Origin of the sequence: Methylobacterium sp. J-001, from assembly GCF_022829565.1 — a bacterium.
Taxonomy (GTDB): Bacteria; Pseudomonadota; Alphaproteobacteria; order Rhizobiales; family Beijerinckiaceae; genus Methylobacterium.
This window is the reverse complement of record NZ_JAKSYN010000200.1, coordinates 255,294-278,714: the sequence shown is the minus strand read 5'-3', so window position 1 is coordinate 278,714 and position 23,421 is coordinate 255,294. Positions and strand designations below refer to the sequence as shown.

The window sequence follows — 23,421 nt, the reverse complement described above, 5'->3', positions numbered from 1 at the left end:
CCAACCGCGCATGGGCAACGCGGATGCGTCCGCTTGCCGGACGGGGCACGGGCTGGCACACCGCCCCGGTTATGACCGATACCAAGCCCTACGGCACCTACGAACCGGCCGGACTCGTCGCGGCGATCACGCGTCGAACGAACCGGATCCCGGCCGAGTCCTGGTACGGGCGGCGCCTGGCACTGTTCCTGCGCCGGATCGCCATCTCGCGGCTGGGCGGCAAGCCCCTCGACGTGACCCGCTACGGGGCCCGGATGCGGCTGCACCCCTACAACAACAACTGCGAGAAGAAGGTGCTGTTCACGCCGCAATTCTTCGACCCGCAGGAGCGGGCGATGCTGCAGCAGCGGCTGGCACAGGACTGCGTGTTCCTCGATATCGGGGCGAATATCGGGGCCTACGCGCTCTGCGTAGCGGCATTCTCGGGCCCGGCGGCCCGGATCGTCGCGGTCGAACCGCAGCCCGACGTGTTCGAACGTCTGACCTACAACATCGCCCAGAACCCATTCCACACGGTGAAGGCGGTCGCCTGCGCGGTGGCCGACAAGGCCGGCGAGCTGACCCTGTTCATCGACCCGCGCAACCGCGGCGAATCGAGCCTGCGAATCGTGGGGACCAACGAGGGTGCCCGGATCACCGTGCCGGCGATGACGCTCATCGCCCTGCTGCGGGCCGAGGGCCTGACCCGCGTCGACGCGATCAAACTCGACGTGGAAGGCGCCGAAGACCTGATCCTTGAGCCGTTCCTGCGCGAGGCACCGGAAGCGCTTCTTCCACGCATCCTGCTGATCGAGAACGGGACCGGTCAGTGGCAGATCGATCTTCCGAAGCACCTTGAGGGATTTGGCTATCGCGAGATCTCGCGCTCCCGGCTGAACCTGATGTTCGAGCGCGACACCCCCATCAGCGCGGCGTGATCACAGGGATCTCGTCGGTGATCGCGACGCCCGCGGGGCTCACGGCGCAGCGATAGGCGCGGACCTCCACGCCCGCGGCGCGCGCTTCGCGGAACGCCCGGTCGAAGGCCGGGTCGATGTCCCGGGCGACGTCGAACGCCTCCGCGTGCATCTGCACCACGATGATCACCAGCGCTTGGCCGCCCTCGGCGACCACCTGAGCCAGATCGCGCATATGCCGGGCGCTGCGGGCGGCGACGCAATCGGGAAACTCGGCGAGGCCCGGGCGGCGCATCAAGTGGCAATTCTTCACCTCGACGTGGCAGGGACCGGCGGTCGCGCCGCTCGCGACGAAATCGACCCGGCTGGCCTGCGCATAGCGGACCTCCGGTCGGAAGGTGTGATGGCCGGCGAGCGAAGCGATCAGACCTAAGTGAAATGCCTCGGCCACCAGCGCGTTCGGGCGCAGGGTGTTGATGCCGACCCATTGCGGGCCGCCCGGCAGGTCGGCCTGCACCAGTTCCCAGGTCAGCGGGAGCTTCCGGGCCCGATTGGTCGAATGGGAGAGCAGCACCGGTCGGCCAGGCTGCTTCAGGCCAAGCATCGCGCCGGGATTGGGGCAATGGGCCGTAACAACTCCGTCTTCCGTCTCGACATCCGCCAGAAAACGCTTGTAGCGCTGCACGAGCCGTCCCGGTGTGAGCGGCGCGGCGAAGAGCATCGATATCTCCGGGTTCGTGTGGTCCGAGCGGGCGACCGCGCTATCTGCAGACCATCCGCCGTCGAAGGTGTCACCGCTGCGGCGGCGAGACCGATGCGCGCAGGATCGTCAGCCGGAGCCGAACCGGCCGCGGCCATCCCTCCCACCTCAGAGTCCCATGGACCAGCCTTCCGATTCGATCACGGCCGCGATCCTCGTCATCGGCGATGAGATCTTATCGGGGCGTACCAAAGACAAGAATATCGGCACCATCGCCGACTTCCTCACCGCCGCGGGCATCGACTTGCGTGAAGTGCGGGTCGTGCCGGACGAGGCCGCCATGATCGTGGAGGCGGTGAACGCCCTGCGGGCGCGCTACAGCTACCTGTTCACCACCGGCGGGATCGGCCCGACCCACGACGATATCACCGCCGATTGCGTGGCAGAGGCGTTCGGAGTCGGCATCGACATCGACGAGCGCGCGCGGGCGATGCTGCTGGAGCGTCACAAGCCCGAGGATCTGAATGCGGCGCGGCTGCGCATGGCCCGGATCCCGTTCGGTGCCGATCTGATCCCCAATGCGGTCTCGAAAGCTCCAGGCTTCCGCATCGGCAACGTCCACGTCATGGCTGGCGTGCCGAGCGTGATGCAGGCCATGCTCGACGCGATCGCGCCGACCTTGAAGGGGGGCGCCGCGATGATCTCCGAGACCGTCGAAGCGGGGGGATTGCCCGAGGGTCAATACGCTGCGGACCTTGGCGAGATCGCCAAGGCGCGGCCGGCCGTGTCGATCGGCTCTTACCCGGCAATGACGCCGGAGGGTTTTCGCAATCGGATCGTCGTTCGCAGCCGGGATACGCAGGCCCTGGCGGAAGCGCGGGAAGCGGTCGCGGCGCTGGTGGCACGGCTGTCGGCCTGAGATCCCACCGTCACGATCGGATTGCGTCACGGAGCTGAGTGAATGATCCAGGACCAGAACGACCGTGCCGATAAGGAAGCCCGGCGCAACGAGTTGCTGAAGGAAGTGTCAGAAATCGGCCGCCCGGACGCCTACGTGTTGCACGAGGTGATCCGGCTTGAAGGCGACGAAGAATTGCGCCGCCACAGCCTTGCGCTGTTCCTCTCAGCTTTCGCGGCAGGCCTGAGCATCGCCCTATCGCTGATCGTGCCCGGGGTCCTGAAGAGCCGGCTGCCCGAGGCCGACTGGGCGAAGGTCGTGACCACGATGGGCTATTCGGTTGGCTTCCTGGTTGTCGTCCTGGGTCGCCAGCAGCTGTTCACCGAGAACACCGTCACGCCGATCCTGCCGCTGCTACACGACCGCTCGATCAAGACGGCGTTGCGCGTGGTGCGGCTCTGGCTCATCGTTCTCTGCGGCAACATTCTGGGAACACTAGCCATCGCCACGGTGGTGGCCCATGCCGGTGCCTTCGAGCCGCCTGTGCTCAAGGCCTTCGCGGAGATCAGCCATGACGCGATCGCGCATGGGTTCTGGTCCACCTTCGTGAAAGGGGTGTTTGCCGGCTGGATGATTGCCCTGATGGTCTGGTTCCTGCCAGCCACCGGCAGCGCAGCCCCCTTCGTGATCCTGCTGATGACTTGGCTGGTCGCGCTCTGCGGTCTTGCCCACATCGTCGCCGGTTCAGTTGAGGCCTTCTACCTGCTGGTGACCGGCGCGGCCTCGCTGGAGGATTACGGGCTGCGCTTCTTCCTGCCGACGCTTCTCGGCAACACGATCGGCGGCGTCACCCTGGTAGCGGTGCTGAACTACGGCCAGGTCGCGCCGCAAGTCGAGGAGACCAAGGAAGTCGAGGGCGAGCGCACCGATTGACGGGCACGTCAGTCAAGACTCACCGCCGGACTGATGAGGTGGTCGAGATCGTCGAGGATCCAGGTCATCGTTCCGCGGAGAGGCCCATAAAGGCCAATCTGGTGCTGCCGGTACAGCAAGTCATGGGTGAGCCGCGCGGAAAGGCCGTTCAGCCGGCCTCCGCCAAACGTGTAGCGCCCGAGAGTGCCCCAGCCGTTGAAATCGGCCAGGGACACGATGGCCCCCTTTTCCACGTAGTGGAAGGCTGGCAGCTCCCCCGCGACCGTATCGCCCCGAGCCAGCGCGCGCCCGAGATGGGACGCGAGATACTGTGCTTGCTGTCGCGCCGCCTGGGCGGTAGCCGGGACCGCTTTGCCGGTCTTGAGGTCGACCTGACTGGCACAATCCCCAAGGGCCAAGATCGCCGGGTCCCGGGTTGTGCGTAAATCGGGACCGACCACAAGTTGGCCGGTGCGCGAGCGTTCCAGTCCCTCGACCGCGCCCAGCACGTCTGGCGCCTTCACGCCGGCCGCCCAAACCTTGAGCCCGGCCGAGATGCGGCTGCCGTCCTTCAGGGTAAAACCCGCCGCGTCGGCCCCCGTGACCATGGCGTCGGTCCGAACCTCCACGGCAAGATCTGACAGGGTCCGTGACGCCGCGCGGGAGACCCGCTCCGGAAACGCCGGCAGGAGGCGTGGTCCGCTCTCGATCAGGGTCAGGCGTAAGCGTTGCGGCAGATCGGGAGAGCCGTAGGCCGAGGCCAGGTTGATCGCGTGCTTCAATTCTGCCGCCAACTCGACGCCGGTCGCGCCACCGCCGACGATCGCGATCTCGAGGCTCTCCGGGCTGTCGAGCCGAGCCAGAAGATGGCGCCGCAAGTGCCGGTGGAACGCCTCGGCCTCGGTAAGATCGTCGATGGTCAGGCAGTGCTCGGCCACCCCGGGGGTACCAAAATCATTGGCCCGGCTACCGATGGCGAGCACCAGGAGGTCGTAGGCAAGATCGGCCTGCGGCTGTCCCTGCGCCGCCTCGACTGCGAGCCGAACCCTGCGGATCGACCGGTCGATCCCCATCAGGGTACCCGGCTGGAACCGGAAACCGTTGCGACGTGCCTGCGCAAAGAAATCGACTTTCTGCCGGTCGGGCCGGGCCGTGCCGGCCGCGAAGGTGTGCAGCATCGGTTTCCACACATGGGACAGGCTGCGATCGGCCAGCACAACGTCGGCCTTGCCGCCACGGCCGAGGCTGGTCGCCACCTCGATCCCTGCGACCCCGCCGCCAATGATCACGATCCGCGCTTTGTCCGCCATGCCGTCTCCAGGATTGCGTGTTCCCGGTGAACGCGGGGCGGAAGCCGATGTTCGTGGCGCACGGCCTGGCCCGGACTGAAATCCGGCTGGAGTTCAAAACAGTCCGTTCAGCACCGAAAATGCGCAGGGAGACCGCCGCAATAACAGCGCCCCGCTGGCAATCCGGAATGCCTGACACATGCCTTTGATTGAGGGCCTTTAAACGCGTTTTCTGGCTGCACGCACCACTGCGAGATACCAATCATTAACCATTTAATTATTGATTTAGATAAGTGTTACACGCGCGTTTCTGTCCAATTTAGCGGAATATCTGCCTAGAAGGGGCGGTTTGAATGGTCGATCTCACCGGTTACCGCCTGACGTTCGACGACGAATTTAACACGCGCAGCATTTCCCTGACCGGCGCGGGCACCACCTACGCCGACACGCGCGCCGAGTGGCGGACGACCGACGACAGGTCCGATATCGGGTTCGGACGGTCATCCTTCGTCGATTCCTCCTCAGGCTACGATCCATTCAGCCTCCAGAACGGCGCGCTGTCGATTACAGCCGTGCCGGACCGGACCGCGTACGGCTTTCCCGGCAGCTGGGAATCCGGCCTGATCACCACCCAGGGCAACTTCTCACAGACCTACGGTTACTTCGAGATCCGAGCCGACTTCTCGAACGATTCGAATGCTTGGGACGCGTTCTGGTTGCTGCCGAACCAGCAAAGCTCGAAATCGAGCAATACCAATGGTCACCAAGAGCTGGATGTCGTCGAGCATTATGGCAACAACGACAAAGGCGTCTACAGCACGATCCATACGACCGATCCGCAGAACGGCATACCTTGGCAGGCAAATCGCCAAGTTTACAGTGAGATGGCCAATCCATCCGGCTATCACACCTATGGGGTGAACTGGCAGGCGGACAAGATCAGCTTCTACGTCGACGGTCAGTTCACCGGGTCACAGGATACGCCCTCTGACCTTCACAGCCCAATGTATCTGATCGCCGACCTCGCGGTCCGCAGCGAGGGGACGGCAACGGGCAGCCCGATTACGTCGAACATCGACTACATCCGGGTCTATTCAAACAGCACGAACGCAGTCGCCGTCCCGCAGGGCCGGGTTTCGTCTCCGGATGGGTACGATCCGGGCCTCTATGGCGCCACCGCCGCCCGCCAGAACGCGACGACATCGCTTGGGTCATCACCCGTGAGGGGAGGGGCATCTGCGGCGTCAACCGCGTCCGGCGCCACCACATCGTCGCCCGCAACCGGTACAGCTGCATCCGCCCCTGCGAGCGGTGTTGCTACGGAACCGGCGGGGACAGGAGCCTCAACCGGATCGTCGTCGTCGGCCAATCCCGCACCGTGCTACTGCACCGGCACCCGAATCCTCACCGAACACGGCGCGATAGCCGTCGAAAACCTTCAGGTCGGCCAAAGGGTGGTGACCGCGTCGGGACAGCGCCGCCCCATACGGTGGATCGGGACGCGCCACTACCCGGGCCCGACCGTGCCTCGAGCCGACCGGCGGGTACGGATCCGGGCAGGAGCCCTGTCGGACGGCGCACCCGCTCGCGATCTCCGGGTCTCGCCAGACCACGCGTTCTTGCTGGACGGCATGCTCGTCGCCGCTGGTCATCTGGTCAACGGCAAAACCATTACCCGCGGAGAGGCGGCCACCGACCTGACCTACTGGCATATCGAACTGGACGCCCACGACATGCTGCTGGCCGAGGGCGTTCCGGCAGAGAGCTTTTTCGCGGCGGCCGGCTTGCGCGCGCAGTTCGACACCGCATTCGCGCAGCCGAGCACGCCATCACTGAACACACCTTATGCCGAACGCGTGGAAGAGGGCCCCGCGCTGAAAGCCCTCGTCCGCCGCCTGATTCTCCGCGCAGGCCTCTCGGTGGAAGCGCCTCGATTCGGTGCGCTGCGCGGCAACCTCGATCTCTGCGAGGTCCGCAACGGCGATGTGCGCGTCGCCGGCTGGGCGCAGGATACCGCGTATCCCACCGGCCCGGTCTGCCTCGACGTCGTGGTGGATGGGACCGTCGTCGCGATGACACTGGCTGATCTCGAGCGACCGGATCTCGGTGCGGCCGCGATCGGGCAGGGCCGGCACGGCTTCGACCTCGGGCTGGAGGAGCGTCTTGCGCCGGGGGTGACGCACACCGTCATCGTCCGCCGTTCAGCGGACGGCGCGATGATCGGCACCATGGTGCTCGATGCCGCTGGCGCATGGCACCGAGCACAGGTCGCCTGACCTCGGAGAGGGCCGCCATGACACTGCGTGGCAGTATCGACGTGCTTAGCCATCGTCGCGTCATCGGCTGGGCTTGGGAGACGGATACGCCGGACATCCCCGTGGTGGTACTGATCGCGGTCGAACGGCGCGTCCTCGGACGATGCCGGGCAGACCTCTTCCGAGAGGATCTCGCCGTGGAAGGCCTCGGAACCGGCCGTTGCGGCTTCACACTGGTCCTGCCGGTCGGCTTGCTCTCACCGCGTCAGGACTACGCGATCAGCGTCCGACGCGAGGGAGACGGGGCGCATCTGCCTGGCTCCCCCTACGTGCTGGCGGCACCGCTGAGAATTGTTCGCGCGCCGTAGCCCCGCATCGAACCTGAGGAAATTTCGCCTCAGAGCGCACGAAAAAAGCCGCCCGAAGGCGGCTTTTCATCGGCTGATCTGTTCTTAACGATCAGGATCGGAGTCGGGTCCGGACCTCACCGAGGCTGGCACGGATCAGGCCTTGTGCCGCATCCCCCTGCATGCGCTCCCGCAGGATTGTCGCGGAAACCTTCACGGCGGCATCAGCCGCCGCAGCGCGAACCTGGGCCTCAGCCTGCGCTTCAGCCTGGGAGATCTTCAGCTCAGCGGCCTTGGTGCGGCGGGCCAGGAAGTCGTCGAGCTTGCGATGACCTTCCTCGGCGGCGCGCTTGGCCTCCTCGCGGGCGCCAGCCACGATCGACTCGGCCTCCTTCTCGGCCTCGGCGCGGCGGCGCTTGTAATCCGCCAACACGGCGGCGGCCTCCTCGCGCAAGCGCTTGGCCTCGTCGAGCTCGTGACGGACGCGGTTGGCGCGGCCGTCCAGGCCCTTGGTCATGGCCGAGAAGGCGCCGGCCTTCCAGGCGATGCCCATGAAGATGACGAACGCGACGGCGACCCAGAATTCGGCTTCGAGCAGCATCGTGGGTTCCCGTCTAGTGTGCGGTGGCGTCGAGGGCGCGGTTCAGCGTCGCCGGATCGGGCGCCTGACCCGTCAGGCGCTCGACGATTGCCGTCGCGGCCTCACCGGCGATGCTACGGACATTGCCCATGGCAGCCTCAGTGCGAGTGCGGATCGTCGCCTCAGCGGTGGAGAGCTTGGTGTTCAGCTCTGCCTCAAGCGCCTTGCGCTTGGTTTCCGCCTCAGCAGCCAGCTCATTCCGGGTCGTCTGGGCGATGTCGCGGGCCTTGCCCTGCGCCTCGCGGAGAGCGGTCTCGTAGGCGAGGCCGGCAGCATCCGCTTCGGCCTTCATCGCCTGGGCCTGGTCGAGGTCGGCCCGCAGACGCTCGGACCGGGCATGCAGGATCGCCTGAATCCGCGGCAGCGCGACCTTGTCCATCAGGTAATAGAGGAGACCAAAGGCCAGCGCGAGCCAGATCAGCTGCGACAGGAACCCGGAGGTCTCGAAGGGTGGGAACGCGCCGCTATGCGCTTCCGCGTGCTCGACATGGCCGGGCACGACTTGCGTGTCGGCGCCCGGGGGCGGCGTGGTGAGGGGATTCGGCTGCGCCATGAGACCGCTACACTGACACCGTTCGCTTAGGTCACCGCCGACGCGGTGACGGAAGAAGGCGGACGCCTCGTTCGCGAAGCGTCCACCTGGTGGTCGGGCGGTAGAAGCCCGGTGGAGGCCGCGTCGACCGCGGCCCCCGAAGCGCGTCGATCAGACGGCGAAGAGCAGCAGCAGCGCGATGAGCAGCGAGAAGATGCCCAGCGCCTCGGTCAGGGCGAAGCCCAGGAGCAGAGTGGCGCGCTGGCCGTCGGCCGCGGAGGGGTTGCGAAGGGCGCCGGCGAGAAACTGACCGAACAGGTTGCCGAGGCCGATGCCCGCACCCGCCATGCCAAGGCAGGCGAGGCCGGCGCCGATGTACTTCGCAGCGACGGGATCCATGATAACTCCTGAGGTCTCTTCAGATCGAAACGTGCGGTGACGTTCGCGGCGGGTGGAGCCGGCCAAGTGCGGAGGCCGGGGTGAAGCTGAGCGGCCGGGGCGTGCGCCTAGTGGCCGGGGTGGAGAGCATCGTTGAGGTAGATCGCGGTCAGCGTCGCGAAGACGTAGGCCTGAAGCGCGGCAACGAGGAACTCGAGAGCGGTCAGCGCGATCGTCAGGAACAGCGGAAGCGGCGATAGCACGCTCCAGGCACCTGCGAGAAGAAGCTGGACCACGAAGAACGCGAAGATCTTCATCGCGATATGGCCGGCGAGCACGTTGGCGAACAGACGCACCGACAGGCTGATCGGCCGCGAGATGAAAGAGATGATCTCGATCGGGACCAGGATCGCCAGCAGCAGCTTCGGCACGCCCGACGGCACGAACAGGCCGAAGAAGTGGGTGCCGTGCTTCATGACGCCGAAGATCACCACCACCGAGATCACCAGGGCGGCGAGGCCGAACGTGATGATCAGGTGGCTGGTCACCGCGAAAGCGTAGGGGATCATCCCGAAGAGGTTCAGGATCAGCACGAACATGAACAGCGAAAACACCAGCGGCATGAACCGCTTGCCGCCATCGCCGGTCGCTTGGTGGAGCGTATCCGCGATGAATTCGTAGAAGATCTCGGCCAGAGACTGCATCCGCCCCGGCACCACCGAGCGCGAAGCCGTCGCCACCACGGTGATCAGCGCGATCACCCCGACGGCGGCGAACATGTACAAGGCAGATTGTGTGAAGGCGAGTTGCTGATGGCCGATATGGCCCAGCGACACGAGCGGCTTCAGCTCGAATTGATGGATCGGGTCGATCGTGACCGCCATTCCCGCTTCCGCCCCTCTTGATCCGGCGCATCGACAGTGTCGATCGCCTCAAACCTCTATCGACCGGCGTGCCTTATGGCTCCTGCCCGTCGTCTCGTCCGGGACGCGCGCCGGCAAAACCTGACAGCCGCATCACGTTGTAGATCCCCGCCACGAACCCTAGCATCAGGAGGACGATCAGACCCCAGGGTTTCGTCCCCAAGACATGATCGACGATCCAGCCGAGTATGCCCCCCGCGATCACGCCCGCGACGAACTCCGTGGAGATCGTCATGGCCTGGCCAAGCGAGGAGGGCCCGGTACCTCGAGGCCGCAAGGAAGGATCGGGAGCGGCCTGCGGACGCTTCCGTTCAATCTGCGTCTCGAGACGTCTGAGCCTCGCGGAGAGTTCGCTGTCCGTCGGCGTGCCTTCGGTCTCTTTCCCGTTCCTGGAATCGTCGCCGATCACGGCTGAAACTCACAGGGCGGGAGGATCTGAAACCGGCTGGACGCCCCCATCAAGCGGGCGCACCATAGTTTCGCCTATCTTGGGTGTCAAGGCGACCTCGGTGCGCAGTAAGTTGTTGATTGCGATACAGTTTTTCGGTTGCAGCCGAAGCTTGGCGGCGCTGCTTCGCGCATCGCCCAGAGACGATCAAGCGCCAAGGATCGGCTTGATCACTTTCTCCATGCCCTCGATCGTCATCTCGCCGGTGTAGCGCTCACCGTTGATGAAGAACGTCGGCGTCGAATCCACCTTCAGGATATCCAGCCCACGCTGCTTCACGGTGTTGACGGCACCGTAGACCTTCTGGTCCTTCAGGCACGCCTCGAACGTCTCCTTGGTGTAGCCAGCCTGACGGAGCATCTGCTCGAGCGCATCGACGGGCTTCTGGGTGAAGGCCCAAGCGGATTGCTGGTCGAACAGCAGATCAGTGATCGGGTAATACTTGGCATCGCCCTGACAGCGCGCCAGCATGAAGGCTGCGGTCGCCAGCGGGTCCAGCGGGAACTCGCGCAGGGTGAAGCGCACCTTGCCGGTATCGATGTACCGCTCCTTGAGCACCGGCCAGGTGGTGCGGTGGAAGGCGGCGCAGTGCGAGCAGGTCATCGAGGCGTATTCGATGATCGTGCACTTGGCGTCGGCCGGGCCGAGCCAGACATCGCCGAGCGGGCCCGGCTGCATCAGAGCTGCCAGGTCGGCGTTCTGAGCCCAAGCCGTGCGCATCAGGGAGGGGAGGACGAGGCCGGCGCCGAGCGCGAGGCCTGTGAACTTGAGAGCGTCGCGTCGCGTGGTCATGGGCAGGCTCCGCCGGATTTAGTCGGTCTTGGCATCTTGGGCTTGGCGTCCCGGTTCGGGTACTCGGGCACGGCTTTCCTGGCAAGATGACGCAATTGCCGCTGAAACCGGCCGATCATCGCTCCGGCCGCGTCGCCACGGCAGCGATACCGAGCCGATCCAGAGCGGCACGCAGACCATCATCGTCGATCGCCGCCACCGCGCGCTTCACCTCGACGGCCCGGGACGGGTCGATGCCGGTACGTGGCGTCGGTCGGCCACCGCGGCCGACCCGGTCCTGCTGCAGCACGATGCGCGAGACGCAGGCCCAGCCGTAATGCGCGTTGATACGTTGGATCACCACCGGCGCCAGATGCTGGAGTTCGATCGCGAATACACCTTCGACTCGGACGACTAGCGTCCCCGATTCCGGCGTGTCGGCATCCTTACGACGGCGCTTGGGCCACTCGAGCTTCGAAGGCCGGCAGTAGCGCGCGAGCCGCTCGCCCACGATCTCCGGCCAGGCGGCCAGGATATCGGTCGACGCGAAGCCCTGCGCCGCAAAGGCGGGCCCGATGCAACTCTCGATCAGCTCGGCCAGCGGTTTGACGCGCGCCATGGTGGTTTGGGCCTCGCCCCTGATAAGTCGCCGCACGTTAGCGCAGCTTCGTTTATGAAGGGAGCACGGCCCCGGCGTTAAGGGGCCCTATGATCGCCCGATCCCTACGGTTATGCAGCCTGGCCCATGCAGACCTGCTCAGCCACGGATCCCGGGTCCACTCCCGGACCACGCGCCGACGACCTGCTCGCCTGGTACGACCGGCACCGCCGGATTCTGCCGTGGCGCGCGCTCGCGGGGGAAGTGCCCGATCCCTACCGTGTCTGGCTGTCCGAAGTGATGCTGCAGCAGACCACGATCGCAGCAGTGCGGCCGTATTTCGAGCGCTTCCTGACGCGTTTCCCCGACGTGACCGCGTTGGCTGAAGCCCCCGAGGAGGCGGTGATGTCGGCCTGGGCCGGGCTCGGCTACTATTCCCGGGCGCGCAACCTCCATGCCTGCGCGAAAGCGGTGGCGGCTGCGGGCCGCTTCCCCGACACGGCCGAGGGCCTGCGCAAGCTTCCGGGCATCGGCGCCTACACGGCCGGGGCGATTGCCGCGATCGCATTTGAGCGGGCGGAAGCCGCGGTCGACGGCAATGTCGAGCGGGTCCTGAGCCGGGTCTTCGCCGTGGAGGCGCCGCTGCCCGGCAGCCGCCCGGAGATCCGCCGGCTGACCCAGGCCCTGGTGCCGCACGATCGGCCCGGCGACTTCGCGCAGGCGCTCATGGATCTCGGCGCGACGATCTGCACGCCCAAGCGCCCCGCCTGCGCGCTCTGCCCCTGGATGCTGCCCTGCCAGGCGCGGGCGCGCGGCACGCAGGAGACGTTTCCCCGCAAGATCAAAGTGGCGAAGGGCGCCCTGCGCCGCGGGGCCGCCTTCGTGGCGATCCGCAGCGGCGACGAGGCGGTCCTTCTACGGACCCGCCCGCCGGAAGGGCTGCTCGGCAACATGGCCGAACCACCGGGCAGTGCCTGGGAGCCAAATTATGACGCCGCCGCCGCCCTGTTGGATGCGCCCATCGACGCCCGCTGGAAGCGCCTGCCGGGGCTCGTCCGCCATGGCTTCACGCACTTCCCGCTTGAGCTGACCGTGTTCTCGGCCCGGGTCGCCCTTTCGACCCCGACGCCGCCCGGCATGCGCTTCACACCGCGCGCCGCGCTGGACGACGAGCCGCTGCCCGGCCTGATGCGCAAGGTACTGGCTCACGCCTTCGACCCGAAGCCGGAGCCCGAGAAGAAGCCCCGTGGTCGCCCGAAGAAGGATCCGCCGGCGATGCCGCTGCTCGCGGCCATGGAGGCGCCGATCTCGATCGAAGATCCGGAGCCGCGACCGAGCGTGCGCGCGGTGCCCAAGCCCCGGCCCAAACCGGCACCCGAGCCGCCGCCGGAGATGGACGATTTCCTGGACGCCGAGCCGGAGGCACCCGTCGCGCCGGGGCGCGCCCGGCCGACGCCGCGTCGACCAGGCGCCGCGCGACGTCGCTAGCTCCGAGTAGGGAACGGGTTCCCAAAGGACGAGCCCTTTGGTTGGGTTCGGGGCAAAGCCCCGAGAGTTTCGCAGGGCTCTGCCCTGCACCCGCCAAAGGGCTGAGCCCTTTCGGATCTCATGACCAACACGGAGAACGGCTCAGCCGTTCGCCATCGCCTGGCGCAGCCCAGCCCGGTAGCTGTCGATCACCAGCGGCTTGCCGGCGCGCTCGACGTGCCAGAAGGTCCAGCCGTTGCAGGCCGGCAGCCCCTGGACCAGGGCGCCGATCTTGTGGATCGAGCCGATCACCAGACCATTGTCGAGTTGGCCGTCCGGACGCACCGTGGCGCGGAAGCGGCGGCGCTCGTCCGTGACGATCTCACCCGGGCGGATATGCCCAGCCTCGATCACCGAGAGGAACGGCACCCGCGGCTCGGCCCGCTTCGTCGGCGCAACCATGAGCGCGGCCTTCGACAAAGGCTGAACGGCCGCGATCCGCTCCCGTGCAGCCTCCGCGTAGGTGGCCTCGCGCTCGATGCCGATGAACCGCCGGCCGAGACGCTTGGCGACGGCCCCGGTGGTGCCGGTGCCGAAGAACGGATCAAGCACCACGTCCCCGGGATTGGTCGCCGCCATCAGGGTACGGGCGAGCAGAGCCTCGGGCTTCTGGGTCGGGTGGACCTTGTGGCCCTCCGCATCCTTCAGCCGCTCATCGCCGGTGCAGAGCGGGATGAACCAGTCCGAGCGCATCTGAAGGTCTTCGTTGCCCCCCTTCAGCGCGTCGTAATGGAAGGTGTAGCCCTTCGAGTCCGCCGAGCGCGAAGCCCAGATCAGGGTCTCGTGGGCGTTGGTGAAGCGCTTGCCGCGGAAGTTCGGCATCGGGTTGGCCTTGCGCCAGACGATGTCGTTGAGGATCCAGTAACCGAGATCCTGCAACGCGCTCCCGACCCGGAAGATGTTATGGTATGACCCGATCACCCAGAGGGTTGCGTTCGGTTTCATCACGCGCCGGCAGGCAGCGAGCCAGTCCCGGGTGAAGGCGTCGTAGGCCTCGAAGGTCGCGAACTTGTCCCAGTCGTCGTCGACCGCGTCGACACGGCTTTGGTCCGGACGCAGAAGGCCGGCTTCGCCGAGCTGCAGGTTGTAGGGCGGGTCGGCAAAGACGCAGTCGACGCTGGAGGCCGGCAGCGCGTTCATGGCCGCAATGCAATCCCCGACCAGCACTTGGTCGAGGGGGAGGGGACGCTGGGTGGGTACGAGACCCATCCGTGGCGCCGACGCGGGCCGCCCGGCACGCGAGACTTGTTTCCGGGCGACGGCGTCGGCAGCCACGGTACGCGGGGAAGCCATGGCAAACACCGGTTACGCGACTGACCGGCAGACCATGCGTCGGACACGGTAAAGGTCGCGTTGTCGAAATTGCCGGGCCGTCGTCCCGTTCTGGGGCTGCACTTTTTGCCTAGCACCAGCTCCACCAACCGTTCATCAGACAAAGTGCGTGTCGGGCACGGCCTTTACGCAGGCCAACTCTCGTAGCGCGGCGGCTGATCTCGCCGCCGAAGCGGATTGGAGCGGCCAATCTTTTCCCTCCGCACAAAACGACACGTTCCGGCCGACGAAGCCTCCTGCATCCAGCTGAGCGGGATGCTGGGTCACACCCAGCGCACAACTTAGGTAAATATGCCGATCGAAGGAATGGCGGCGAGCCGGAGAAGAAGACTTGCCCAGCACCATACAAGACTGTCGGCCATACACATCGCAGTAAGGACGAAAATAGATCGAAATAGAATACCAAGTATTCCGCACGATCAGAACAAAAACGGCCAAAATGTGACCTGAACTCCCCTAAAACGCTCGCCATATTCCGGCCGATTTCTGAAACGACTGGCGCCGTCCCGGAAACAACAAGGGAATGCGGGAAGAATGACATCTGGTTTCGGTAAGTTCGTGGCCACCGTTGGAATGCTATCTGCCTTCGTCGGAACGACCCTCCCGGCTGTTGCCCAAAGCGGCGCTGCCTCTTGGTACGGGAGCGGCCAGCGCACCGCGAACGGTGAGCGTTTCAACCCCAACGGACTGACCGCTGCCCATCGCAGCCTGCCGTTCGGAACCCGCGTCCGCGTCGAGAACCGCCGGACCGGCCGCTCGGTGGTGGTGCGCATCAATGACCGCGGCCCCTTCGTGCGCGGCCGCATCATCGATCTTTCGAAGGGTTCGGCCCGCGCGCTCGGCATGGGCGGCACGAGCTACGTCTCGCTCCAGGTCTTGAACTGAAGATCCCGCACTGAGGGCTTTCAGGCCGAAGAGCTTCTGAAGCCGTCCGACCTCCCGACGTTGTCTGCAGCATCGGGAGGCCCCATGTGGTGGATGAGCAGACCGGATCCAGCCGCCCCATGCCCAAACCCCTGATCGTTGATATCCCGCACGACCTCGGCCGCGACGAGGCGAAGCGGCGCCTCGAGCATGGCACTGACCAAGCGCGGGCCTTCCTGGCCAAAAGCGGCGTCACGGTCGACCAGCTTGCCTGGACCGGCGACCGCCTTGATTTCGGCGTTTCCGCGATGACCCAGAAGATCGGCGGTACGATCGATGTCGGCCCTGAGAGCGTGAGGCTCGAGGTGAAACTGCCGTTCCTGCTCGCCCTGTTCGCCGAGAAGATCCAGAAGGTGGCGAGCAAGGAGGGGAACCTCTTGCTCACCAAGAAATAGCGCGCCGGAACTCCAGCCGCAGGCCCTCGTTGCTGCCCGAACGGTGCGGGACAGCACCGCGAGCCCTCTGGAGGATATCCGTGCCAGACTTCACTCTCGCCGACCCGGGGCAAGTGCCGGAAGTTCCGCCCCAACCCGCTCCGGCGCCCGAGACCCCATACGATCCGCCGCAGGCGCCGACGCAGCCCCCCGGCCCCGAGATCCCCGGTAATACGCCCGCCGAGGCGCCTGGCATCCAACCCCCGGAGATCCCGGTCAACGATCCCGGCCCGCCAGAGATCAGCCCGCCCACCGGGCCGGCCAATCCGATCGCCTGAGGCTTGAACGGCGGGGGCGACCCGGTTTGAACCGAAAGCCCGGCGCTGCCATAAGCCCGGTATGGCCGCTCCCCCCCTTCTGACCCTCCAGGACATCGCGCTCACCTTCGGTGGCACGCCGCTGATCAACCGTGCCGACCTGACCATCTCGCCCGGCGAGCGCACCTGCCTCGTCGGGCGAAACGGCTCGGGCAAGTCGACCTTGATGAAGATCGCCGCCGGCCTGGTCGAGCCAGACAAGGGGCGGTTGTTCGTCCAGCCGGGCACCACGATCCGCTACCTGGCGCAGGAGCCGGATTTCTCCGGCTTTTCCAATACCTTGGACTTCGTCGAGGCCGGCCTGCCGCCGGGTGAATCCGCCCATCGCGCCCGGTACTTGCTCGAAAGCTTGGGCATGACCGGCGTCGAGGATCCCACGAAACTCTCGGGCGGCGAGGGACGGCGGGCGGCGCTGGCCCAGGCGCTTGCCCCCGAACCCGACGTGCTACTTCTGGATGAGCCGACCAACCATCTCGACCTGCCGGCGATCGAGTGGCTGGAAGCGGAACTGCGCGGAACCCGCGCAGCGATGGTCCTGATCAGCCACGACCGGCGGTTTCTCTCCGCGTTATCCCGCGCCACGATCTGGCTGGATCGCGGAGAAACGCGAAGAATTGAGCAGGGCTTCTCGAATTTCGAGGCTTGGCGCGACGCGTTCTTCGAAGAGGAGGAACGCGACCAGCACAAGCTCGACCGCAAGATCGCCGCCGAGGAGCATTGGCTGCGCTACGGCGTCACGGCTCGCCGCAAGCGAAATGTCCGCCGTCTCGGCAACTTGCACGAGTTGCGCCAGAATCGCCGCGATGTCCGCCGTCCGGTGGGCAGCGTCAGCATGAACGCCTCCGATGCCGAGTCCTCGGGCAGCCTCGTGGTCGAGGCCCGGGATATCGCCAAGGCCTATGGCGAGCGGACCATCGTGGATGGGCTGTCGCTGCGGGTGATGCGCGGCGACCGGCTGGGGATCGTCGGGGCCAACGGCGCCGGCAAGTCGACGCTGATCAATCTGCTGATGGGCCGGCTCGCCCCCGATTCGGGGCAGGTCGTGCTCGGCACGAACCTGATGCCGGTGGTGCTGGATCAGGCCCGGGCGACGCTGGAGCCCGGGATGACCGTCACGGAAGTGCTCACCGGCGGCAGCGGCGACAGTGTCACGGTGAACGGGCAAAGCCGCCACGTGATCGGTTATCTCAAGGACTTCCTATTCAGCCCGGAGCAGGCCCGGACCCCGGTCTCGGTACTCTCCGGCGGCGAGCGCAACCGGCTGTTGATCGCCCGTGCGCTGGCGCAACCGGCCAACCTGCTGGTTCTCGACGAGCCGACCAACGATCTCGACCTTGAAACCCTCGATCTGCTCCAGGAAATGCTCGGCGACTACCAGGGCACCCTGATCCTGGTGAGCCACGACCGCGACTTCCTCGACCGGGTGGCCAGCAGCGTTCTAGTCTCGGAGGGGGCCGGCCGCTGGGTGGAGTATGCCGGCGGCTACAGCGACATGCTGGTCCAGCGCGGGCAGGGGGTCGAGGCGCGCACGGTCGCCCCGACCAAGAAGGAACCGCGCGAGCGCACGGCCTCGGCCGCCCAGCCCGCCGGAAAGCCGAAGCTCGGCTTCAAGGACCAGCACGAGCTGAAGACGCTGCCCGCCCGCATCGCGAAGCTGGAGGCGGCCATCGCCCAGCTCAAGGTGATGCTGGCGGATGCCGACCTCTACGCCCGCGACCCGGCCCGGTTCGACAAGGCCACCGCCATGCTGGCCCAGGCCGAGACTGAGCTGTCCCAGGCGGAGGACCGGTGGCTGGAGCTGGAGATGCTGCAGGCGGGGTGACGCCCGCCCTTGACATATTATAGGAAATATGTCTTATAAGACCTCCGCGGGCCTGATCCCGCGGGGCCGCAACGATCGCGAACCGACCGGAACGGATGATCGCATGACCGCCTATCAGACCCTCGAACAGCGCTTCTCCCGCCTCGCGGCCCTGGAAGGCGCGGCCGGGATCCTCGGCTGGGATGCGCAGACGCTGATGCCGGACGGGGCCGCAGAGGCGCGGGGCGACCAGCTGGCGATCCTGCGCGGGCTGGCCCACGAGATGCTAACGGCCCCCGAGACGCGGGACGAGCTCGCCGCCGCCGAGCGGCAGGGCGGCCTGGATGCCTGGAATGCGGCCAACTTGCGGGAGATGCGGCGGGCCCAGGCCCATGCCGGCGCCGTGCCCCGGGACTTGGTGGAAGCCAGCTCCCGGGCCGTGTCCCGGTCCGAGATGGTCTGGCGCGAGGCGCGCCGGGACTCCGATTTCGCCCGGCTGGCGCCGTACCTCGCCGAGGTGCTGCGGCTCCAGCGGGAGATCGGGCAGGCCAAGGGCGCGGCGCTCGGGCTCGACCCCTACGACGCCCTGCTCGACAGCTACGATCCCGGCATGCGCCGGGCCGTGATCGACCCGCTGTTTGCCGACCTCACCAGTTGGCTGCCGGACCTGATCGCCCGCGCCCGGGAAATCCAGGCCTCGCGCCCGGCGCCGCTGCCCCTGGAGGGGCCGTTCGACACGGGCACGCAGCGCGCCCTCGGCCTCAAGCTGATGACCGCGCTCGGGTTCGACTTCACCCGCGGCCGTCTCGATATCAGCCTGCATCCGTTCTGCGGCGGCGCCACCGACGACGTGCGCATCACCACCCGCTACGACGAGGCCGATTTCGGCCGCGCCCTGATGGGCGTGCTGCACGAGACCGGCCACGCCCTCTACGAGCAGGGCCGCCCCGCCGCCTGGCGCCACCAGCCCGTCGGCGCCGCCCGGGGCATGAGCCTGCACGAGAGCCAGTCGCTCATCGTCGAGATGCAAGCCTGCCGCAGCCGGGCGTTCTTCACCTATCTGGCGCCGCTGCTGCGCGAGGCGTTCGGCCGGTCCGGGCCGGAATGGTCGCCGGAGAACCTGCACGCCCTGAACACCCAGGTCCGGCCGGGCTTCATCCGGGTCGATGCCGACGAGGCGACCTACCCGGCCCATATCCTGCTGCGCTACCGGCTGGAGACCGCGATGATCGCGGGCGACCTCGCCGTCGCCGACCTGCCCGGCGCCTTCAACGACGGCCTGCGCGACCTGCTGGGCCTCACCGTGCCGGAGGACCGCCTCGGCTGCCTGCAGGACATCCACTGGCCGAGCGGTGCCTTCGGCTACTTCCCGACCTACACGCTGGGCGCGCTCGCCGCGGCCCAGCTGTTCCGCGCCGCCCGGGCGGCCGAGCCGGCCCTGCCGGGCTGCCTCGCCGCGGGCGATTTCGCGCCGCTGCGCACCTGGCTTCGGGCCAACGTGCACGAGGTCGGCAGCCTGCTCGGGACGGATGAGCTGCTCGTCCGGGCAACCGGGGCGCCCCTGGGGACGGCGGCGTTCCGGGCGCATCTGGAGGGGCGGTATCTGGGGGGCTGAATGCCGGACGCGGCACAGGTCCCTGTTTCCCCACCGGCGAGGAAGGTCCCGTCCCGGCCTGTGTTAGGCGCGACGTGCCCCTCTCCCGTGCGGGCTAGCGGATTCACACTTCAACAAGCTTTATCGCAAGTCTCTGAAACACAACGCGTTTCTCCTCCCCCTTGCGGGGAGGGGTCAGGGGTGGGGGTGGTACCGGACAAGGCGCAGTGGTGCCTTCTGAGCGACCCCCACCTCCAGCTCCTCCCCGCAAGGGGGAGGAGAGCGCGCCGCGCTTTCCGCAAGCCGTTGTGTGAATATTGTAGCCCGTGCGGGAGAGGGGATCCGTGCCTCGTGCGGTCAACGATGAGGCAGTGCGTTAGCCGGCAGGGCAAAAAGCGTTCGTCCGCGCCCGCGCAAACCGCCCCCTACAGCTCCAGCACATCCACCGCATCCCCCAGCCGATCCCGGGCGATCTCGGCCACATGGCGGTGGTGGGTGAACAGGATCGGCTGGACGCTGGCGCCGATCTCGGCGAGCGCGTCGAGGCCGTAGCCGGTGCGGGCCTCGTCGAAGGTGGAAAACAAGTCGTCACCGATGAACGGCGCCGGCTCGGCGCGGCCGGCGTAATCCTCTAGATAGGCCAGGCGCAGGGCGAGGTAGAGCTGGTCGCGAGTGCCCTCGCTGAGCGCCTCGATCCCGACAAGCCCGCCGCCCGCGCGTTGGCCCGCGAGCTTGGGGGTGTCGGCCTCGTCGTAAGTCTGGGCGAGGCCGGTGAAGGCGCCGCCGGTGAGGGCCCGGAACAGGGCGCCGGCCCGGGCCACCAGGGGGTCCTGCTGCCCGGCGCGGTGCCGGGCCACCGCTTGGCCCAGCATCAGGCCGGCGAGCCGCAGCACCGCCCAGGAGCGGGACGCGGCCTGGAGGTCGGCTTCCGCCGCCTTGCGCTCGGCGGCGGCCAACTCGGCACCGCTGCCGCCTTCGAGCTCAGCCCGGCGCCTTTCCGCCCGGTCCCGCTCGGCGAAGATGACCTGACCGCGCTCGGCCTGCTCCTCGGCCTCCAAGGCGAGGCGAGCGAGTTCCGCTTCCACGGCCTCGGGGGGGAGGGCGTCGAGACCGGCGCGGATCTCGGATTCGGGCAGGCCGTCGGCGGCGCCCGCGAGGCTGCCGCGCAGGCGCAAGCGCTCGGCCCGCAGCATCTCCCGGGCGTTCAGCCGGCCGAACACCTCTGCGATGGCGGGGGTCGGGGCCTCGGCCAGATCCGGCATGGTGTCGGCGACCTGGCGGGTCAGGTCCGACCGGGCGACGTCGCGCAGGCCGACGGCGTGGCGCAGGGCCGTTTCCGCCTCCTCCAGGCGGCGGTCCAGCTCGGCCCGGCGGGCCTCCCGGGCCTGGGCAGCGACCAGGCGGGCCTGAAGCGTGCGGATCGCGCCGGTGGGCGGCGTATCGGCGAGGTCAGGCGCCAAAGCCTCGACCAGGGCGGCCGCACTAACCCGGAACGCCTCCATGTCCCGCCGCAGCCCCGCCGCCCGGCGCTGCAGGGCGGCTCGCTCGGCGAGCCGGTCCGGCACCGTGCGCCAGGCTTCCAGCGCACCCTCGGCCTCCTCGGGCCGGGCGGTGGCAGGCAGACCGAGGGGACGCAGCGCCTCCGTCCAGTCCGACTGCCAGGCGGCGCGGCGTGACGTGGTCTCGGCCAGAGCCGCCTCCAGCTTCTCCGCCGTCGCGGCGGCGGCGCGCAGCCGCCCGCCGGTCTCGAGATTGGCCTCCCAGCGGCTCGCGAGCGTCGCGACCCGGGCCTCGAGCCGTTCGAGCGCCTGGCCGATATCGCCATCCGGCGCCGGATCGAGCCCGGCCCGGGTGAACAGGTCGGCCAGCGGCGCCCGGGCGGATTCGATACGGGCCTGCAGATGGTCCCGCTCGATCCGCTGCTCGGCCAGCTGCTGCTCCCCGTCGATCAGGCTCTCGGTCTCGGCGAGCCAGGCCGCCATCTCGGCCGGGGGGCCGGGGACGAGGCCGGGGGGCTGCCAGGCCTCGCACCAGGCTGCCTCGCCGTCGGCGATCTCGTCCGCGATCCCGGCCAGCACCCGTTCGGCCGCGGCCAGTGCCGCATCCTCGGCGGCGAGGCGGTCGAGATCGGCCGCGTGGGCCGCAACCCGTGCGGCGTCGGTGGCGCGCTCGTCGGCGAGGCGGTCCGCCTCGAACAAAGCACGCTCGTAGGCGGCGAGCGTGCCAGGCTCGCTGGTCCGGCCGGCCGCGAGGGCGTCGCGCAGGGGTGCGAAGGCGGCGTCGCGCGCCGCCCGCACGGAGTCGAGCCGCTCCTGCGTGGCGATCGGCCGGCCGGCCTCGCGCTCGCGCAGGCGGGTGCGGGTGGCGTCGGCCTGAGCCCGCGCCGCGTCCCGGCGGTCGGCGGCGCGTTCCTGCTCGCGACGCTTGCCATCGAGCAGGCCGCGATAGCGCGCGATGGTGTCGGCGCTGGGCAGGGGCATGCGGGCGAGGGCGGCGGTGTCGGCCACCGGCGGCGACAGACGCGCCGCCTGGTTGCGCAGCAATGCCGTCTCCCGCCGGATCGCGGTGTCCAGCGCCTCGTGGGCGGCAAGGCGCTCGTGCAGCTTGGCGAGCGGCTTCAGCGCCTCGCGCAAAGGCGTGGGATCGTGGGTGGCGCCGGCGGCCTCGACCTCCCGGGCCAGACGGTCGCGCTCGGCCCGGGCGGCGGCTGCGTCCCGGGCGAGCTGGTCCTCCGTGGCGGCGAGCGTCCGTCCGTCGCGGATCAGCCGCTCGACCCGGGCGCGGGCGGCGTCGGTGGGCTGGTTAGATTCCAGGGACGCGAGATCCGGGGCGCCGATCCGGGCGCGCAGGCGCTCCAGGTCGAGCCCGACCTTGTAGGCGTCGCCCTCGATCCGGGGCAGGTCGGTGCCGCCCTTCTCGAATTCCTTGGTGCCGCTGAACGCCGCCAGGATCTCGTCGGCGCGCAGGATCAACGCCGGCTCCACCGGCACCGATTCGGCTTCGCCGCGCGCCCGGGCGAGGGCAGCGTCGGCGCGGGCCGCCTCGGCCTCGGCGGTGCGGCAGTGGTCGAGGGCAGCGCCCAGGCGCTCGATCCAAGCGGCATCCGCCTCGGCGAGGCCGGCATAGGCGGCGATGCGGTGGTCCAGCACGTCGATCTCGGCGACGATCGGCCGGGCGCGCTTCAGGCGTTCCAGCCGAGCGCGCTCGGTCGCCACGCGCTGATTGTCGGCCCGGAGCGCGTCGAGCTGCTCGGCGGCGGCCGCAATCTCGTCGTTCAGCGCCCGCCAATCGCCCGCGCGGAGGCCCTTCTCGCGGATCGCCTTGCGGGCGGTCTCGTGCCGCTCCAGCGCCTGATAGAAGGTCCGGTGCTTGGCCTGGCGGGGCGCGAAGATGCCCTCGGCCTCCGCGTCGAGGGCGGCCTGCAGCTCGGTGAGGCCGCGCAGGCCCGACCCCGCCGCGAACAGGCTGGCCCCGACCTCGCCCTCGACATCGACCATCTCGCGCCCCCCCGCCCGCAGGCTGCCGGCGTCGAGGCCGAAGGCACGGCAGAACACGGGGCGGGAGATGCCGCCGAGGAACGGCGCCAAAGCGTCGTCGGGGAGCGGCGCCTCGGCGGCGTCGATCAGGGTCCGGGCGTTGCCCTTGCGGCGGCGGAAGGCCAGGCGGCGCCCGTCGGCGGCCTCCACCTCCGCGCCGAGGCGCAAGAGGGGCATGTCGTGCAGGAAGGCGTAGCGTGTGGTCTTCTCGAAACCGAACAGCAGGTCGGTGACCGCCGCGAGCGCCGTGCTCTTGCCGGCCTCGTTGGCGCCCAGCACGACGTGCAAGCGGGCATCGGGCCGGAAGGTCACGGTCCGGTCGGTGAAGGCGCCGTAGCGCTCCAGGGCGAGGCGGATCAGCCGCATTGT

Annotated in this window: 22 protein-coding genes; 11 read left to right on the top strand and 11 right to left on the bottom strand. The window is 68.2% G+C overall.

Features of this window, described 5'->3' with window-relative positions; translation table 11 throughout:
* The first annotated feature begins 71 nt into the window (after nucleotides 1-71).
* The gene (locus MKK65_RS25655; RefSeq protein ID WP_243960845.1) at nucleotides 72-917 is read left to right on the top strand and encodes an FkbM family methyltransferase; all 846 of its coding nucleotides are present in this window, start codon (nucleotides 72-74) and stop codon (nucleotides 915-917) included.
* On the opposite strand, the gene sfsA is transcribed toward MKK65_RS25655, so the two are convergent.
* Complete coding sequence (gene sfsA, locus MKK65_RS25650; RefSeq protein ID WP_243960844.1) at nucleotides 904-1,617, bottom strand: DNA/RNA nuclease SfsA; 714 nt, start codon at nucleotides 1,615-1,617, stop codon at nucleotides 904-906. The two genes, MKK65_RS25655 and sfsA, sit on opposite strands and share 14 nt — an antisense overlap.
* Nucleotides 1,618-1,774: 157 nt before the next feature.
* Here sfsA and MKK65_RS25645 point away from each other — a divergent pair, with 157 nt between their 5' ends.
* Nucleotides 1,775-2,515 (top strand): competence/damage-inducible protein A, encoded by a 741-nt coding sequence (locus MKK65_RS25645; protein WP_243960843.1) that lies wholly within the window; start codon nucleotides 1,775-1,777, stop codon nucleotides 2,513-2,515.
* A gap of 42 nt (nucleotides 2,516-2,557) precedes the next feature.
* Nucleotides 2,558-3,427, top strand: coding sequence for a formate/nitrite transporter family protein (locus MKK65_RS25640; RefSeq protein WP_243960842.1), 870 nt, complete (start codon nucleotides 2,558-2,560; stop codon nucleotides 3,425-3,427).
* An 8-nt stretch (nucleotides 3,428-3,435) separates the two neighbouring features.
* Here the strand turns inward: MKK65_RS25640 and MKK65_RS25635 are convergent, their stop codons facing one another.
* Nucleotides 3,436-4,716, bottom strand: a complete 1,281-nt coding sequence (locus MKK65_RS25635) for an NAD(P)/FAD-dependent oxidoreductase (RefSeq protein ID WP_243960841.1) — start codon at nucleotides 4,714-4,716, stop codon at nucleotides 3,436-3,438.
* Between the two features lie 332 nt (nucleotides 4,717-5,048).
* On the opposite strand from MKK65_RS25635, the gene MKK65_RS25630 reads away from it, so the two are divergent.
* Both MKK65_RS25630 and MKK65_RS25625 read left to right on the top strand, forming a co-directional pair.
* Entirely contained in the window at nucleotides 5,049-6,971 is a 1,923-nt protein-coding gene (locus tag MKK65_RS25630; protein WP_243960840.1) for a Hint domain-containing protein, read from the top strand.
* A 17-nt stretch (nucleotides 6,972-6,988) separates the two neighbouring features.
* Nucleotides 6,989-7,318 carry a hypothetical protein gene (locus tag MKK65_RS25625; RefSeq protein ID WP_243960839.1) on the top strand — a complete coding sequence of 110 codons (330 nt, stop codon included), beginning with the start codon at nucleotides 6,989-6,991 and terminating at the stop codon, nucleotides 7,316-7,318.
* Between the two features lie 91 nt (nucleotides 7,319-7,409).
* Here MKK65_RS25625 and MKK65_RS25620 read toward each other — a convergent pair whose 3' ends face one another.
* The 7 genes from MKK65_RS25620 to MKK65_RS25590 form a co-directional block, all read right to left on the bottom strand.
* Nucleotides 7,410-7,895 carry an ATP F0F1 synthase subunit B gene (locus MKK65_RS25620; protein WP_243961012.1) on the bottom strand — a complete coding sequence of 162 codons (486 nt, stop codon included), beginning with the start codon at nucleotides 7,893-7,895 and terminating at the stop codon, nucleotides 7,410-7,412.
* 16 nt (nucleotides 7,896-7,911) lie between these two features.
* On the bottom strand, nucleotides 7,912-8,490 hold the full coding sequence (locus tag MKK65_RS25615; protein WP_243960838.1) for a F0F1 ATP synthase subunit B': 579 nt from the start codon (nucleotides 8,488-8,490) through the stop codon (nucleotides 7,912-7,914).
* 150 nt (nucleotides 8,491-8,640) lie between these two features.
* A complete protein-coding gene (locus MKK65_RS25610; RefSeq protein WP_007566773.1) occupies nucleotides 8,641-8,868 on the bottom strand; it encodes a F0F1 ATP synthase subunit C in 228 nt (75 codons plus the stop codon).
* 107 nt (nucleotides 8,869-8,975) lie between these two features.
* Nucleotides 8,976-9,731 (bottom strand): F0F1 ATP synthase subunit A, encoded by a 756-nt coding sequence (locus tag MKK65_RS25605; protein ID WP_243960836.1) that lies wholly within the window; start codon nucleotides 9,729-9,731, stop codon nucleotides 8,976-8,978.
* 73 nt (nucleotides 9,732-9,804) lie between these two features.
* Nucleotides 9,805-10,179 (bottom strand): AtpZ/AtpI family protein, encoded by a 375-nt coding sequence (locus tag MKK65_RS25600; protein ID WP_243960834.1) that lies wholly within the window; start codon nucleotides 10,177-10,179, stop codon nucleotides 9,805-9,807.
* A gap of 186 nt (nucleotides 10,180-10,365) precedes the next feature.
* A complete protein-coding gene (locus MKK65_RS25595) occupies nucleotides 10,366-11,010 on the bottom strand; it encodes a DsbA family protein (RefSeq protein ID WP_058194342.1) in 645 nt (214 codons plus the stop codon).
* Between the two features lie 115 nt (nucleotides 11,011-11,125).
* The gene (locus MKK65_RS25590; RefSeq protein ID WP_243960832.1) at nucleotides 11,126-11,608 is read right to left on the bottom strand and encodes a DUF721 domain-containing protein; all 483 of its coding nucleotides are present in this window, start codon (nucleotides 11,606-11,608) and stop codon (nucleotides 11,126-11,128) included.
* Between the two features lie 126 nt (nucleotides 11,609-11,734).
* On the opposite strand from MKK65_RS25590, the gene mutY reads away from it, so the two are divergent.
* Nucleotides 11,735-13,075, top strand: a complete 1,341-nt coding sequence (mutY, locus tag MKK65_RS25585) for an A/G-specific adenine glycosylase (RefSeq protein WP_243960830.1) — start codon at nucleotides 11,735-11,737, stop codon at nucleotides 13,073-13,075.
* Between the two features lie 141 nt (nucleotides 13,076-13,216).
* On the opposite strand, the gene MKK65_RS25580 is transcribed toward mutY, so the two are convergent.
* A complete protein-coding gene (locus tag MKK65_RS25580) occupies nucleotides 13,217-14,407 on the bottom strand; it encodes a site-specific DNA-methyltransferase (protein WP_279596951.1) in 1,191 nt (396 codons plus the stop codon).
* A 573-nt stretch (nucleotides 14,408-14,980) separates the two neighbouring features.
* Here MKK65_RS25580 and MKK65_RS25575 point away from each other — a divergent pair.
* From MKK65_RS25575 to MKK65_RS25555, 5 genes are all read left to right on the top strand, one after another.
* Nucleotides 14,981-15,331 (top strand): septal ring lytic transglycosylase RlpA family protein, encoded by a 351-nt coding sequence (locus MKK65_RS25575; RefSeq protein WP_058194338.1) that lies wholly within the window; start codon nucleotides 14,981-14,983, stop codon nucleotides 15,329-15,331.
* A 119-nt stretch (nucleotides 15,332-15,450) separates the two neighbouring features.
* Nucleotides 15,451-15,765, top strand: a complete 315-nt coding sequence (locus MKK65_RS25570) for a polyhydroxyalkanoic acid system family protein (protein WP_058194337.1) — start codon at nucleotides 15,451-15,453, stop codon at nucleotides 15,763-15,765.
* Between the two features lie 80 nt (nucleotides 15,766-15,845).
* Nucleotides 15,846-16,082: a hypothetical protein gene (locus MKK65_RS25565; protein ID WP_082643402.1), complete on the top strand. Its 237-nt coding sequence runs from the start codon at nucleotides 15,846-15,848 to the stop codon at nucleotides 16,080-16,082.
* A gap of 61 nt (nucleotides 16,083-16,143) precedes the next feature.
* Nucleotides 16,144-17,943 carry an ATP-binding cassette domain-containing protein gene (locus tag MKK65_RS25560; protein ID WP_243960826.1) on the top strand — a complete coding sequence of 600 codons (1,800 nt, stop codon included), beginning with the start codon at nucleotides 16,144-16,146 and terminating at the stop codon, nucleotides 17,941-17,943.
* Between the two features lie 103 nt (nucleotides 17,944-18,046).
* On the top strand, nucleotides 18,047-19,537 hold the full coding sequence (locus tag MKK65_RS25555) for a carboxypeptidase M32 (RefSeq protein WP_243960825.1): 1,491 nt from the start codon (nucleotides 18,047-18,049) through the stop codon (nucleotides 19,535-19,537).
* Between the two features lie 404 nt (nucleotides 19,538-19,941).
* On the opposite strand, the gene MKK65_RS25550 is transcribed toward MKK65_RS25555, so the two are convergent.
* Complete coding sequence (locus MKK65_RS25550) at nucleotides 19,942-23,418, bottom strand: ATP-binding protein (RefSeq protein WP_243960823.1); 3,477 nt, start codon at nucleotides 23,416-23,418, stop codon at nucleotides 19,942-19,944.
* Between the last annotated feature and the right edge of the window lie 3 nt (nucleotides 23,419-23,421).